Here is a 14748-nt window from a genome sequence, read left to right on the forward strand (position 1 = left end):
TATCGTGTTAAGTTTCGTTACTGTTATTGATGGTACATTGTTAATCGTGTATTTGTTAATAGTACAGGTAACGAAACTTAATATTTACGCTTTATTTAGCTAACAAGCGCATAATAAAGTTGTAAACTTCTATACTGAAGGGGAGCTATTATTGATAATAATTGGAGATGTGCAGATGAATAAAATACTCTTAATAATTTTGGCTATATTCTTACCGCCAGTGGCTGTATTTTTAAATAATGGTGTCGGTAAAGATTTACTCATTAATATCTTATTGTGTTTGCTGTTTGTTATCCCAGGCATGATCCATGCACTTTGGCTGGTGCTGAAATAGCTGCCATAGCGATAACGTCGATAAGTGGTGAACTTTATCTGAAGTATTATCTCAGGGCTATTAGGTGTGCGCTATTCGTTATACCCTTAGTTAGACCTAATATGTTTGGAAAAATCTTTAATAATTGCCGCCGTCGTGCCCCATATCGGATATTTACCCCAAGGCATAAACGTCACTTCTCGATACTTACCTTTAAATAAACTTTTCTCGATAATATGATTATCATCATCAAGTAAAAAAGCTAACGGTACTTCAAAAATCTCATCCACTTCATTCGGATCAATTTTAGACTGATAATCACTGTCAACTAAGGCTACAACTGGCGTCACATAATAGCGACTAATGGTAGGGCGGCTAGGCAGTGTACCTAAGACGGTAATTTTGTCGGCTGGAATACCGATTTCTTCATGGGTTTCACGTAATGCAGTCGCAATGGATGAGCCATCTGTTTTTTCAGTTTTACCACCCGGCAACGCTATTTGGCCACTGTGATGACGTAAATGTGATGCACGACGAGTAAGAATGAGGTTGAGTTGTTGCTCGCGTTCAACAATAGGAAACAGCACGGCAGCAGGGGTAAAGACTTTAGTGAGTTTACTGATTGACTGATCACTTGGTGATAGTACAAAACGTGAAGTTAACGAATTAATATCCATATGCGTCCCTGCAACTTATGCTGTTGAATCTACGTAATTTAGCGCAGCCACTGATTAATGGTGCTTCACTAACTAAAATACGGAATGGTTAATTTAAAGTATAGGTAATATTTTACCTAATTTATCAAATGTTTCTTGATATTCTTCTTCGACGACCGAGTCGGCAACAATACCGCCGCCAGCCCAGCAGTATATTTCCCCACGATCACACAACAATGTACGAATGGTTATGCTGCTATCCATATGACCATGTGCTGAAATATAACCGATACTACCGCAATAAAGTGAGCGACGATGTGGCTCTAATTCTTCAATGATTTGCATTGCTCGAACCTTAGGAGCGCCAGTGATAGAGCCGCCTGGGAAACAAGCGCGTAATAATTCACTTGGTTGTTTATCTACAGGCAGTTTACCTGTAATGGTACTAACAAGATGATGCACTGCCGGAAAACTCTCGATATCAAATAGTTTCGGCACGCTAACCGAACCCGGTATGGCAATTTTGCCAATATCATTTCGCAGTAAATCGACAATCATTAAGTTTTCAGCACGGTCTTTTTCGGCAATTTTTAATGCTTGTGCGTTGGCCAAGTCAATTTTGGGATCTTGGCTACGTGGGCGCGTGCCTTTAATTGGTTTGGTTTCAATATTGCCATCGTTCACTTGGATAAAACGTTCCGGTGAAATAGATAATACGGCTTTATTTTCTAAACGTATAAATGCGGAGAAGGGCGCTTTGTTATGCTGACTCAAAGTGCAGTAAGCTTGCCACTCATTACCTTGGTATTGATTATTAAAGCGCTGGGCTAAATTAATTTGGTAGCAATCACCAGAGCGTAAATAGGCTTGTATCTGGGCAAATTTGTGGTGATATGCTTGCTCTGACATATTCGATTGCCAGCTGCTTTGTAGCTCAAAGGCTGATGTGGGTGTTTGACTTGCTGTCGTTTGGTCTACTGCTTGACCAACACCACATTCAAGCAACCAGTCATGACGTTGTAGCCAAGCCTGCTCGGCGTTGTCGCTAAATTGAATTTGCCATGCTTGCTGAGATTGAGTGTCCACTACAATCGCCCAATCATATAAACCTACTGCCATATCAGGGAAGTGCAGATCATTGCTGGCAGTATTGCCGATATTTTCAATATTACGGCCGAGATCGTAGCCAAAATAACCGAGTGCACCGGCAATGAAAGGTAACTCGATATCTAGGGGATGCGAAGGCAATTCACCAATGAGCTGTTGGTTTAGTGTTTGTAATACTGCAAATGCATCGTCATGAGTGACAGTTTCACCACTCGCTTGATTGATGGTGGTTTGCGTATCTTCTGTCACTAGCGTAGCAATAGGGTCGGCAACAATAATATGGAAACGGCTATCAATGTGATCCGCTGATCCTGACTCGAGTAAAATTGACCAAGGAGCATGACTTAGCGGGGCAAAAAATGCGTGAATGCCGTTGCTAGGAAAGGCAATGGGTTTTATTACAAGTGATTTCATTAGTACAGCATATCCCTAAATTTTGATGCGCGCAGATTATCACAATTAGGGCGATTAATCTTGAATGATATGCGGTTCTAAATTAAAACTGTGTTGCTATAAAGTTGTGCTGCTGTTGTTATTTAGTATGGATTTAGCGCATTTTTAGTGGAGAGAAGTTATCAGCAAAGGTATGATAGAGGCAGATTCAGAGAACCACATATCTTATTGTTAACTAGGTTGAGGCGGTTATAGCGTCTTAATCATGATAAATATAATAATCAGTTAACACAGTGAGTAAGCAAAAGGGAGTTGACCATGAGTACAGTTATCCGTAAAGCGGACTTTATCGACAGTATTGCAGATTCACTACAATACATTTCATATTACCATCCGCTTGATTTTATCCAAGCAATGGAAAAAGCCTACAACGCAGAAAAAAGCCAAGCCGCTAAAGATGCGATTGCGCAGATTTTAATTAATTCTCGTATGTCAGCGGAAGGTAAACGTCCAATCTGCCAAGACACGGGCATTGTGACTTGTTTCGTTAAAATTGGCATGAACGTGCAGTGGGAAACCGATCAAACTGTACAAGAAATGGTTGATGAAGGTATTCGTCGTGGTTACGCTTTTGAAGGTAATCCATTACGTGCATCTATTGTTGCAGATCCTGCAGGCGCACGTAAAAATACCAAAGATAATACCCCGGGTGTTGTTCACGTAGAAATGGTACCTGGCGCGAAAGTTGAAGTGATGATCGCAGCAAAAGGCGGCGGTTCTGAAAACAAAAGTAAGATGGTGATGTTAAATCCATCTGATGATGTTGCCGCGTGGATTGAGAAAACAGTACCGACGATGGGTGCGGGTTGGTGTCCACCGGGTATGCTTGGTATAGGCATTGGCGGTACGGCAGAAAAAGCAGCAGTAATGGCAAAAGAGTCATTAATGGAACCTGTTGATATCCATGAACTGATGGAACGTGGTGCTGAAACGACAGATGAAAAAATGCGTTTAGATATTTTTGACCGTGTTAATAAACTCGGTATTGGCGCGCAAGGCCTAGGTGGCATGGCAACGGTATTGGATATCAAGATCAAATCTTGCCCAACACATGCAGCATCAAAACCTGTTGTTATGATCCCTAACTGTGCCGCGACACGCCATACCCACTTTACACTTGACGGTTCTGGTCCTGCTGAATTGCATGTGCCTAAATTAGAAGACTGGCCTGAAGTGACATGGGAAGTAAGCGATAGTGTTCGCCGTGTTAACGTAAATGACATTAAACCAGAGTCAGTACTGGAATGGAAAACAGGCGAAACTGTTCTATTATCAGGCAAGATTTTAACGGGTCGTGACGCGGCTCATAAGCGTATTAAAGACATGTTAGATAAAGGCGAAGGCCTACCAGAAGGCGTAGACTTTACTAATCGCTTTATCTATTACGTAGGTCCAGTTGATGCAGTGGGTGATGAAGTTGTAGGCCCAGCTGGTCCAACAACTGCAACACGTATGGATAAATTTACCGATACTATGTTAGAACAGACTGGTTTATTAGGCATGATTGGTAAATCAGAACGTGGTCCTGCAACGGTTGAAAGTATCAAGAAGCATAAAGCTGTTTATTTAATGGCTGTTGGTGGTGCTGCATACCTTGTATCTAAAGCAATTAAGAAGTCTCGAGTTGTTGCATTTGCTGACCTAGGTATGGAAGCAATCTACGAATTTGATGTGGTTGATATGCCAATGACAGTTGCGGTTGATACTAATGGTGTGTCTGCCCATGTCGAAGGTCCAGCTATCTGGAAAATAAAATTGAATGAATAGTGTTTGAATAACGCATTAGTGTTTTAAAAACTGTTTGAAAATAAATAAAGCGGCAACTTAGGTTGGCGCTTTATTTATTTTAACTGTGCTATTTTTAGGATAGAGAAGGTAAATATCGGCGCTCGTGTTTATCTGCTTAAACCCATCTGCAGCTACCCACTAATGGTTATTTGTAATTTAATAGTCGCATAAAAATGCGAAGTAGGACAAATTCAAAACATTTGTTTCAAACATTTGTTTACATTGTGTTGACATTTTGTCCGCCAGAACGTAATTTTAAAACGTTCGTTTAAAAAGGGTTAATTATGGTTAGTAAGTTGGATACAAAAACTCGCATTCTAGATGCAGCCGAAAGCTTGTTCGCTGAACACGGGTTTTCAGATACTTCTTTACGCTTGATAACTACACGAGCAAGTGTGAATTTGGCATCAGTTAATTATCATTTTGGTTCTAAGAAAGAATTGATTCAGGCGGTTATTGCCCGACATCTCGAACTCTTCATGCCCCTACTGAATGAGAAGTTAACAGCCTTATGCACGCAAACTGAAAAGCCATCGTTATTAGATGTGTTTAACTGTTTTGTTGATCCGCTATTAGCGTTAGAACAACAAAGTAAAAATGGTACCGTGATCTTTATGCAACTGCTTGGTCGAAGTTATACCGATGAGCAAGGGCATTTACGTTGGTACACAACAACGCATTACGGTGAAGTCTTAGCCAACATAACTAAGGCTTTATTGAAAGCGAACCCAGCGTTGTCATCGCAAGAGCTATTTTGGCGATTACATTTTACCTTGGGCACGGCAGTATTTACGATGGGTTCGAGTGGCGCATTGATGGATATTGCTAAAGCAGATTTTAATCAAGATATTGATGTCGAGGGGCTAATCCGTAAAGTGATCCCTTATTTGGCATCAGGAATGAATACCTCAACAGAAACTACAAGCATGTAGATGCAATTCAGTTATTTTGATGTTGTGAGTACAGCAGCAAAATGATGAAACAAAAGGAAATCGTTATGAGCGCAATGAGTGAATTTAGAAAAAATAATATCACAGCACCATTATTTAAAGTGTTTAAGAAGATCTTGCCACCGCTTTCACAAACAGAGCAGGAAGCAATGGAGTCTGGTAGTGTTTGGTGGGATGGTGATTTATTCGCAGGTAACCCTGATTGGAATAAAATGCTTAGCTACCCAACACCTAAGTTAAGTAAATCAGAACAGAGCTTCATCGATAACGAACTTAAAACATTAATGGGTATGCTGGATGATTATAAAATCGTTCATGAAGACCGTGATTTACCAAAACCAGTTTGGGATTTCATTAAATCAAACGGTTTCTTTGCGCTTATCATTCCAACAGAGTACGGCGGTAAAGCATTCTCTGCTTACGCTAACTCAACAATTGTAACAACGATTGCAACACGTAGTTTATCTACGGCTGTAACGGTAATGGTACCTAACTCATTAGGTCCTGGCGAGTTACTTGCACATTACGGTACACAAGCAGAAAAAGATCGCTGGTTACCTGGTCTAGCAAACGGTACTGAAGTACCATGTTTTGCACTGACTGGCCCTGAAGCAGGTTCTGATGCTGGCGGTATCCCAGATATGGGCCGTGTAGTTAAAGAAGAGTTCGAAGGTAAAGAAACATTAGGTATCCGCGTATCGTGGAGCAAGCGTTATATTACACTAGCACCTGTTGCTACTGTACTTGGCCTGGCATTCAAACTACAAGATCCTGATGCGCTACTGGGTGATAAAGTTGATATCGGTATTACGTGTGCACTTATCCCTACATCACACGAAGGTGTTGAAATCGGTGACCGTCACTTCCCTATGGGTCTAGCATTCATGAATGGTACGACTTACGGTGATGATGTATTCATCCCTCTTGATTGGGTTATCGGTGGTGCTGATCAAGTAGGTAAAGGCTGGCGTATGCTGGTTGAATGTCTATCTGCTGGTCGTGGTATCTCTTTACCTGCACTAGGTACAGCATGTGGTCATTTAACTGCACGTATGACGGGTGCTTATTCATTCGTTCGTAAACAGTTCGGTCTATCAATTGGTAAATTCGAAGGTGTGCAAGAGTCACTAGCACGTATCGGTGGTTTAACTTATCAACTTGAAGCGGCGCGTAAATTTACAACTGGTGCGCTAGATTTAGGTCAAAGCCCTGCGATTGTAACGGCTATCTCTAAATACCATATGACTGAAATGGCACGTACCGTTATTGATGATGCGCTTGATATCCAAGCGGGTAGTGGTATCCAATGTGGTCCTAAAAACTACCTAGCACACGCTTATTGGGGTATTCCTGTTGCAATTACGGTTGAGGGTGCAAACATCCTTACACGTAACCTCATGATCTTTGGTCAAGGTGCAACGCGTTGTCACCCATATGTACTTGGTGAGTTACAAGCAGCTGCTAATCCAAATGAAAAAGAAGGTCTAGAGCAATTTGATGAGTTGTTATTCAAACACATCGGCTTTGGTACTAAAAACTTCTTTGGTGCATTAGGTCAAGGTCTAACTGGCGGCGCATTAAACTCTGCTCCAGTATCGGGTCCAACGAAGAAATATTACAAGCAACTTACGCGTATGAGTAAAGCATTAGCACTTTGTGCTGACGTATCTATGCTGGTTCTTGGTGGTGACTTGAAACGTCGTGAAATGATTTCTGCACGTTTAGGTGATGTACTAAGTAACTTGTATCTTGCATCTGCAACGTTGAAACATTTTGAAGAGCAAGGTCGTCAAGCTGAAGATCTACCTATGTTGTCTTGGGCAATCGAACGTAACTTGTTTGAAATTGGTAAAGCATTTACTGGTTTCTTCCAAAACTTCGGTAACAAAGGTATCGCTGGCACATTGAAAGCTGTTGTATTCCCATTCGGTATCAACTACAAAATGCCTGCTGACGATATTTCAAAAGAAATCTGTGAAGTATTGCTTAAACCAAGTGAAGCACGTGATCGTCTAACGCATCTTTGTTATGTTGGTGATGAGAATGATGCAAACACAGCTATCTATGATATGGAATCTGCGTTCCAAGCTATGTATAAAGTACAGCCTATCGAGAAGAAAATTGCGATTGCTGCATCTAAAGGTACATTGCCACGTAAGCTAGCTGCAAAAGTTGCTGCGCCACTTGCTGTTGAGAAAGGTATCATTACGCAGGTTGAAGCGGATGAACTACTTGCTGCCGATGCATTACGTTTTGCTGCAATTAACGTTGATTCATTCACAGCAGAAGAATTTGCGGGTATTTCGACAGTAACAAAAAACGATAAAGTTGCTTAATTTAACGATTAACAACGTTAAAATCTAGCCTGCGGGTTAGGTTTTGAATAAAGCATAAAAAACCGAGGCTATTTAAAATAGACTCGGTTTTTTTATGTCTGTTCATTTTCTATAAATTAACGGCATGAACTTATACCGCTAATTTTGTCGATAAACTGACTTATTTAACGGTTAGGATCTTGCTGGTATTCGTTGAACCCACCGTATCCATTTTATCACCTAGCGTTAGCAAAATAATATCACCTGCTTTAACTTGGCCTGTCTCTTTTAGTACCGCGTAAGTACCTTCAACGATTTGCTCTTGTGATAACCCTTCAGTATTAAACTGTAAAGGTGTTACACCACGGTATAATGCCGTTGCGTTTAACGTCTTCTGATGTGGAGACAGTGAAAAAATAGGTAAACCTGAACTGATGCGAGACATCAATAACGGTGTTGTACCTGACTCACTTAATGCCACAATTGCTTTAACACCTGTAAGGTGGTTAGCCGCATACATAGTCGACATTGCAATTGTTTCTTCAATTGAATCGAATGTGTAATCAATACGGTGATTCGATACATTAACGCTTGGGTGCGTCTCTGCGCCTAAACAAACTTCAGCCATAGCCTTAACTGTTTCTACTGGGAAATCACCCGCAGCAGTCTCCGCAGACAGCATGACAGCATCTGTACCATCAAGTACGGCATTTGCCACGTCCATTACTTCGGCACGTGTTGGCATTGGGCTGGTGATCATTGATTCCATCATTTGCGTAGCCGTGATCACAACGCGGTTATATTTACGTGATAAGTTGATTAGTGATTTTTGTACACCAACCAATGCTGCATCACCAATTTCAACACCTAAGTCACCACGAGCAACCATGATGGCATCCGATGCTAGGATGATTTCTTTCATTGTTTCTTTTGTTGCAACAGTCTCTGCGCGTTCTACTTTTGCACAGATTTTTGCATTTGAACCAGCTGCACGTACAAGTTCACGCGCGTAATTGATATCAGCACCGTTACGTGGGAAAGAGACTGCAACAAAATCAACGTCAATTTTTGCCGCTGTAATAATGTCTGCTTTGTCTTTATCTGTAAGCGCTTCAGCAGATAAACCACCGCCTTGCTTATTGATGCCTTTATTATTTGATAATGGACCCGCTACCGTGACTTCTGTGTGGATCTGTTGACCGTTAATTTCGATTACTTTTAATTGTACTCGACCATCGTCAAGTAGCAGTACATCGCCAGCGAATACATCGCTTGCTAGTTCTGGGTAATCGATACTAACGCACTGGTTAGTACCAGCTGTTTTATCAAATGTTGCATCTAGGCAGAATTTGTCACCAAGGTTTAAATGAATTTTACCTTCAGCGAATTTAGATACACGGATTTTAGGGCCTTGAAGGTCACCCAAAATAGCCACGTGTTTGTTATGTTTTTTTGCAATCGCACGTACATCTTCTGCACGTTTAATATGGTCTTCGGCGTTACCATGAGAAAAGTTCATACGTACCATATTGGCACCAGCAAGAATAATTTTTTCTAGATTATTATCACGATCTGTTGCTGGACCTAAAGTGGTTACAATTTTAGTACGACGTAACATAATGACTCCATATGAATTATGAGATGATTGATTTTATAGTATGTAATTTAACTACATTTAACTTGATGACAGTCAGACAACGGGGTCTTGAATGGTATTAGTATGCAAAGACTTGATGACCGCTTTGTGACAAAAATAAATAACTGACAACAATAATTAAAAGTAGCAATAGTGGAAACAAAAATGGCCACATTATGTGGCCATTTTCAATTAGTCTATCTTGTTAAAGCGTGAATCTTTGATTGCCGATTTTACTTTCTTCAAGTTTTCGCGGAATTTATCACCACGGCGTAATGTGAAGCCGGTTGCGAGCACATCGACTAGTACTAATTGCGCCACACGTGATGCCATTGGCATATATACGTCGGTATCTTCCATCACATCAAGTGAAATAACTAAATTAGAATATTCCGCTAACGGTGAGTTTTGTGCTGTGATACCAATAACGATGGCATCATTTTCACGTGCTAGTTTTGCCACATCGACCATACTCTTAGTACGGCCTGTGTGTGAGAACAATACCACGACTGAATCTTCAGTACTGTTAATGACGCTCATGCGTTGCATCATGATGTCATCAAAACAAATGACGGGTACGTTGAAACGGAAAAACTTGTTTTCAGCATCACGGGCAACCGATGCGGACGCGCCTAAACCAAAGAACGAGATCTGTTTCGATTGAATCAATAGATCAACGGCTTTATTAATAACTTCTGGATCTAAGCTGTTTTTAGCTGAGTCCAAATGCGCGATTGTCGTTTCAAATATTTTCTGTGTGTAAACTTCTGGGCCATCGTTGGCTTCTACGTTTCTGTTTACGTATGGCGTACCGTTAGCCAAGCTCTGCGCTAAATGCAGTTTAAAATCAGGGTAGCCTTTGGTATCTAAACGGCGGCAAAAACGATTTACAGTCGGTTCACTTACATCTGCAACTTTAGCAAGTGTCGCAATACTTGAATGAATAGCAGATTGCGGAGATTCAAGAATAACATCAGCAACCTTTTTTTCAGACTTACTGAATATTTCTAAATTTTGGATTATTTTTTCGAGCATACTCATGATATTTCCCTGGCAAGCTCCGCAATGGGCGCATGATGAAAGTGATTAAGATAAATGCGAATCTATAGCGGCATTATAAACCTTACTGAATATTTATTACGTCAATTATGTAAAAAATATGAACTAAGTCGAACTATTATTACATTTTTTAATTATTTTTAGCATAGTTAAACGGCCTTTTGTGATTTTATTACAATGAAAACGGCCTGAATAGCACAAACATAACGCGAATGGTGCCTTTATTGGCAGAGAATATGTAGGTTTATAACTAATTATAGTCGTAATATATTTTCAATAAAGTAATAAAATTGCATCAACAATCATGTGCTATACCTACAGTAAGTCTTATTCATTAATTAGGGAGCATTTTATGATCAGTACCTTTGATATGTTTAGTATTGGGATTGGGCCATCTAGCTCGCATACTGTTGGTCCTATGCGCGCTGCATTTGATTTTTTACAACACCTTAAAGCGCTCGAAAATCGGCAATCTCTAGTCAGTATAAATGCTGCTCTGTTTGGTTCGCTAGGACAAACAGGGGTTGGTCATGGCAGCGATATTGCTGTTATTTTAGGGCTCGCAGGTCATGAACCGGATCGTATCGATTCAGAACTGGTTCCCTCCATTTTATCGACCATCGAAGCAGATCAGGGGATTCACTTAGCCGACATTGGCTTTGTACCTTTTACGCGAGCAGAGAACATCATATTACATCAACGTAAAACCTTGTCTTACCACAGCAATGCAATGACAATCACAGCATTAGGCAGTGATGATATCTTACTCAGTAAGACTTATTATTCTATTGGTGGTGGTTTTATTCTTGATCATGACCATATAGATAAACCACTAGAAGAAAATGCGCACACACCGCCTAAGTATAAATTTGATAGCGCCGAAGAATTACTGACCACCTGCCGTGCAAACGGTTTGTCGATTGCCAAGTTGATGTATGAAAATGAACGTCAATTAAATACCGATGCGGTTATCGATGAGAAGCTCTTAGAATTACACCGTATTATGGTCGATTGTATCCAACGTGGCTGTCGTAATGACGGTATCTTACCGGGTGGCTTAAATGTGCGCCGTCGTGCGCCTGGATTGTTTGAAAAGTTACAAGCTCCGGAAGCGAAGGATGATACTTTCCACGGCATGGATTTCGTTAACATGTACGCCATGGCGGTGAACGAAGAAAATGCCGCAGGCGGACGAGTAGTGACGGCGCCGACCAATGGCGCTGCAGGCATTATTCCTGCGGTAATGTATTTTTATGATCAGTTCGTGAGTCCGTTAACGGAAGACAAAATTAAAACCTATCTACTTACTTGCGCGGCAATCGGTACCTTATATAAGAAGAATGCGTCTATTTCTGGTGCTGAAGTGGGCTGTCAGGGGGAAGTCGGTGTGGCTTGCTCTATGGCTGCAGCGGGTTTGACTGCCATCAGGGGCGGCACATTAGAGCAAGTTGAGCATGCTGCTGAGATTGGTATGGAGCATAACTTGGGCTTAACGTGCGACCCTGTTGCTGGTTTAGTTCAGATCCCATGTATTGAGCGTAATGCTATTGGTGCAGTGAAAGCGATTAATGCCTCCCGTATGGCACGTATGGGCACTGGCGATCATAAAGTGTCGCTGGATCAGGTGATTAAAACCATGAAAGCCACTGGTGATGATATGAAAAATAAATATAAGGAAACGTCGAAAGGTGGTTTAGCGATTAATGTAACGGTTTGTTGAGCTAAAGGACTGTGTAGAAAATTTTTTGTAGGAATGTACTATTGTGACTGAAGGTTGTGTTATGACTTGAACGTCATGCCAAGTGTAGAGAACGAACCGCGAGTACGGCCTAACTTGTCATAAGTAATATTGTTGCGTGAGCGACTGCGGATAATGGTATCGCCTAGTCGTTTGGTATTACGTAAATTGAGTTCGATCAGCTTACCATTAACATCATTTAATTCTTGGCATTGAGTGAGTTCGGTTTCAATTTGCTGTTTTTGGGGGAGATAGGTCGACAGTAATTCTGCAGTATCGGCATGCTGGCTGATCTTGACATCAAGTTCGGCAATTTTCGTTATTTGCTGCTGCTTGTCTTGGCTGATCTTTTCTAAAGCTGTGACATCACGTGACTCTAACGCTGATTTTTCAGCCGTTAGTAGAGCCATTAGTTGTTCTACATAAGATACTTGTAAACCAAGTAATTCAGGTAATGTTTTTATTGTCATCTATATCTACAGTGCACTGGTTATGCGAGTAAAGTTTCGAAGTTAGACATGTTCTTTGCTAATTTATTTGCATCAACTTGATAGCTTCCATCAGCAATGGCTTTTTTCAAACTTTCTACTTTTGACTCATTAACAGGTGTACCTTGAGCTAAATCATGTTCCATAGCGGTCAAACTTTTGGCTTGTGATGTGATGTTAACCGAGTCACCTTGCGTGATCCGTTGCGGTGAAGCTTGCGTTGCATTATCACCACTTACGTTGGCTTTTTGCTGCGTACTTCTCGCTTGATCAAGCTGGAGACTACGATTATTTAAATTGGTTAAGTTTATGGCCATTTCTCTACCTATTGCATAGTAAACAGGTGTACTAAAATATTATCGACCCCTGATAATAAAACTTTAGCATAATTTAATAGTTTATTTGGATAGTGCCTGCTGCTTGGACAATACCTGAAACGATTCGTTTCGATTTTGTGTTACGGACATTGATTTTGTCGCCAAGAACGCCATTAGACAAAGCCACACCAGCTGTTTTTACAGTCAAATTTCCCACTGAACTGGTAATTGTAACGCTTTCCCCTTTACACACAAGACAAATATCCCGTGTTGAGATCATTTGCCCACTCGAAAGTTGGCGTTTTAGGCGTGCTCTATTTACAAATACCAAGTCAGAAATATAACCTGAGCGTAATAATACGCGATTCATATATTCTATTTTAGTATTGTTTTTAGTTAATAGGCTACCTTTTGATAATGGTCGGTTACTGACCACCACCGGAACTAGTCGAATAATCTTCACTGGTATGTGAATTTGCCAATTATCAGTGTTATCACAACGTATTCTTACGGTTGCAGAGCGTTGTAAGCTTTTATTACCGACTAATACTGCCGTCATGTTACCTTCACACTGACTTACTGTTATCCTGCGGTCAATTTTAGTTACTTCTATGCTTACTCTTTCATTCTCGTCACTAAATAGTTGCGATTTGATAAAAGATTCCGCAAACTCTTCAAGAACTTGATGTTTATCTGTTTTTGCGTGCGCATATGGTAAATGGCTTACTACACTGAAGCTGTATAAGAATAGCAATGAGAAAAAATATTTAAACATTTAGGTTTCTAAGCCGATATAAGATTAAAGGTTACGTATAAAGTGATTTGAGAGCCAATTTTTTGGCTATTTATACCGTAAACGACAATATAACTGGATAATACAGTGGTAAGAGCAATATTTAAGCCACTTTGATTATAATAGCTACTTTAGCTGAGGATAAATAATGGCAGGATTACTCGATACGGTCAATCAACGTACCCAACTCGTTGGGCAAAACCGTCTAGAACTACTTATGTTTCGCTTAAACGGGCGTCAGCGTTTCGGCATTAATGTATTTAAAGTAAAAGAAGTACTGCAATGTCCGCCATTAACGATCTTGCCTAAGCTAAATAGTGTTGTCCGCGGTGTTGCACATATTCGTGGGCAAACTATTTCGGTCATCGATTTAAGTTTAGCGACGGGTGGTCGTCCGATTCAGGACCTGAGTAAAGCATTTATTATTATCTCGGAATATAACCGTTCTGTGCAGGGATTTTTAGTATCAAGCGTTGAGCGTATTATCAACATTAACTGGGAATCTATTTTACCACCGCCAAAAGGTACAGGTCGCTTTAGTTACTTAACGGCGGTGACTGAAGTTGATAACGAACTTGTTGAAGTACTCGACGTGGAAAAAATTCTCCATGAAGTCGCACCTGTGAGTATGGAAATTAGTAAGGAAGTGCTAGATACTGCAAACGATATTGATAAAACAGCAATCGAGAAAGTGATCTTAGTTGTTGATGATTCAAGTGTGGCTCGAAATCAGATCAAAAAAGCAGTGTCTGATCTTGGTTTCAAGATTGTACTGGCTAAAGATGGCCGTGATGGCTTAAATAAGTTACGTGAATTGGCTGTTAATGGACCGATATCTGAGCAGGTTGCGTTAATGATTTCTGATATCGAAATGCCAGAAATGGATGGTTATACTCTCACGGCAGAAGTGAGAAATGATCCGTCATTAAATGGGTTATATGTAATCTTACATACCTCATTAAGTGGTGTGTTCAATCAGGCGATGGTTGCTAAAGTTGGCGCAAATGACTTTATTGCTAAGTTTAACCCTGATGAACTTGCCGGTGCAGTATTAAAAGCGTTAAAAGCAGCGGATCCTAGCTAGGTGAACTGTAATATCGAATATAAATATCTTTAGATAGAAAGTTGAGTAAAA

Annotated in this window: 13 protein-coding genes; 6 read left to right on the forward strand and 7 right to left on the reverse strand. The window is 40.5% G+C overall.

Going from position 1 to position 14748, the window contains the following annotated elements; all coding sequences use genetic code 11:
• Window positions 1-175 precede the first annotated feature (175 nt).
• On the forward strand, window positions 176-334 hold the full coding sequence (locus JFU56_RS09560; RefSeq protein WP_374221039.1) for a YqaE/Pmp3 family membrane protein: 159 nt from the start codon (window positions 176-178) through the stop codon (window positions 332-334).
• Between the two features lie 86 nt (window positions 335-420).
• Here the strand turns inward: JFU56_RS09560 and JFU56_RS09565 are convergent, their stop codons facing one another.
• Both JFU56_RS09565 and pabB read right to left on the reverse strand, forming a co-directional pair.
• The gene (locus JFU56_RS09565) at window positions 421-990 is read right to left on the reverse strand and encodes a CoA pyrophosphatase (RefSeq protein WP_198437063.1); all 570 of its coding nucleotides are present in this window, start codon (window positions 988-990) and stop codon (window positions 421-423) included.
• Between the two features lie 93 nt (window positions 991-1083).
• Window positions 1084-2490: an aminodeoxychorismate synthase component I gene (gene pabB, locus JFU56_RS09570; RefSeq protein WP_198437064.1), complete on the reverse strand. Its 1407-nt coding sequence runs from the start codon at window positions 2488-2490 to the stop codon at window positions 1084-1086.
• 297 nt (window positions 2491-2787) lie between these two features.
• On the opposite strand from pabB, the gene JFU56_RS09575 reads away from it, so the two are divergent.
• The 3 genes from JFU56_RS09575 to JFU56_RS09585 all read left to right on the forward strand — a co-directional run bounded on the left by JFU56_RS09575 (window position 2788) and on the right by JFU56_RS09585 (window position 7603).
• On the forward strand, window positions 2788-4296 hold the full coding sequence (locus JFU56_RS09575) for a fumarate hydratase (RefSeq protein WP_198437065.1): 1509 nt from the start codon (window positions 2788-2790) through the stop codon (window positions 4294-4296).
• A gap of 305 nt (window positions 4297-4601) precedes the next feature.
• Window positions 4602-5249 carry a TetR/AcrR family transcriptional regulator gene (locus tag JFU56_RS09580; RefSeq protein WP_198437066.1) on the forward strand — a complete coding sequence of 216 codons (648 nt, stop codon included), beginning with the start codon at window positions 4602-4604 and terminating at the stop codon, window positions 5247-5249.
• Window positions 5250-5314: 65 nt separating this feature from the next.
• The gene (locus tag JFU56_RS09585; protein ID WP_198437067.1) at window positions 5315-7603 is read left to right on the forward strand and encodes an acyl-CoA dehydrogenase; all 2289 of its coding nucleotides are present in this window, start codon (window positions 5315-5317) and stop codon (window positions 7601-7603) included.
• A 160-nt stretch (window positions 7604-7763) separates the two neighbouring features.
• Here the strand turns inward: JFU56_RS09585 and pyk are convergent, their stop codons facing one another.
• Window positions 7764-9200, reverse strand: coding sequence for a pyruvate kinase (gene pyk / locus JFU56_RS09590; RefSeq protein ID WP_198437068.1), 1437 nt, complete (start codon window positions 9198-9200; stop codon window positions 7764-7766).
• A gap of 210 nt (window positions 9201-9410) precedes the next feature.
• On the reverse strand, window positions 9411-10259 hold the full coding sequence (locus tag JFU56_RS09595; protein ID WP_198437069.1) for a MurR/RpiR family transcriptional regulator: 849 nt from the start codon (window positions 10257-10259) through the stop codon (window positions 9411-9413).
• Between the two features lie 370 nt (window positions 10260-10629).
• On the opposite strand from JFU56_RS09595, the gene JFU56_RS09600 reads away from it, so the two are divergent.
• Window positions 10630-11997 (forward strand): L-serine ammonia-lyase, encoded by a 1368-nt coding sequence (locus JFU56_RS09600; protein WP_198437070.1) that lies wholly within the window; start codon window positions 10630-10632, stop codon window positions 11995-11997.
• Window positions 11998-12056: 59 nt separating this feature from the next.
• Here JFU56_RS09600 and JFU56_RS09605 read toward each other — a convergent pair whose 3' ends face one another.
• From JFU56_RS09605 to flgA, 3 genes are all read right to left on the reverse strand, one after another.
• Window positions 12057-12485: a flagella synthesis protein FlgN gene (locus JFU56_RS09605; protein WP_198437071.1), complete on the reverse strand. Its 429-nt coding sequence runs from the start codon at window positions 12483-12485 to the stop codon at window positions 12057-12059.
• Between the two features lie 20 nt (window positions 12486-12505).
• Window positions 12506-12820 carry a flagellar biosynthesis anti-sigma factor FlgM gene (flgM, locus tag JFU56_RS09610; protein WP_198437072.1) on the reverse strand — a complete coding sequence of 105 codons (315 nt, stop codon included), beginning with the start codon at window positions 12818-12820 and terminating at the stop codon, window positions 12506-12508.
• A 73-nt stretch (window positions 12821-12893) separates the two neighbouring features.
• Entirely contained in the window at window positions 12894-13595 is a 702-nt protein-coding gene (gene flgA, locus JFU56_RS09615) for a flagellar basal body P-ring formation chaperone FlgA (RefSeq protein WP_198437073.1), read from the reverse strand.
• A gap of 166 nt (window positions 13596-13761) precedes the next feature.
• Here flgA and JFU56_RS09620 point away from each other — a divergent pair, with 166 nt between their 5' ends.
• Window positions 13762-14697, forward strand: a complete 936-nt coding sequence (locus tag JFU56_RS09620) for a chemotaxis protein CheV (RefSeq protein ID WP_198437074.1) — start codon at window positions 13762-13764, stop codon at window positions 14695-14697.
• The last annotated feature ends 51 nt before the right edge of the window (window positions 14698-14748 follow it).

Origin of the sequence: Moritella sp. F3 (assembly GCF_015082335.1) — a bacterium.
Classification (GTDB): Bacteria; Pseudomonadota; Gammaproteobacteria; order Enterobacterales; family Moritellaceae; genus Moritella.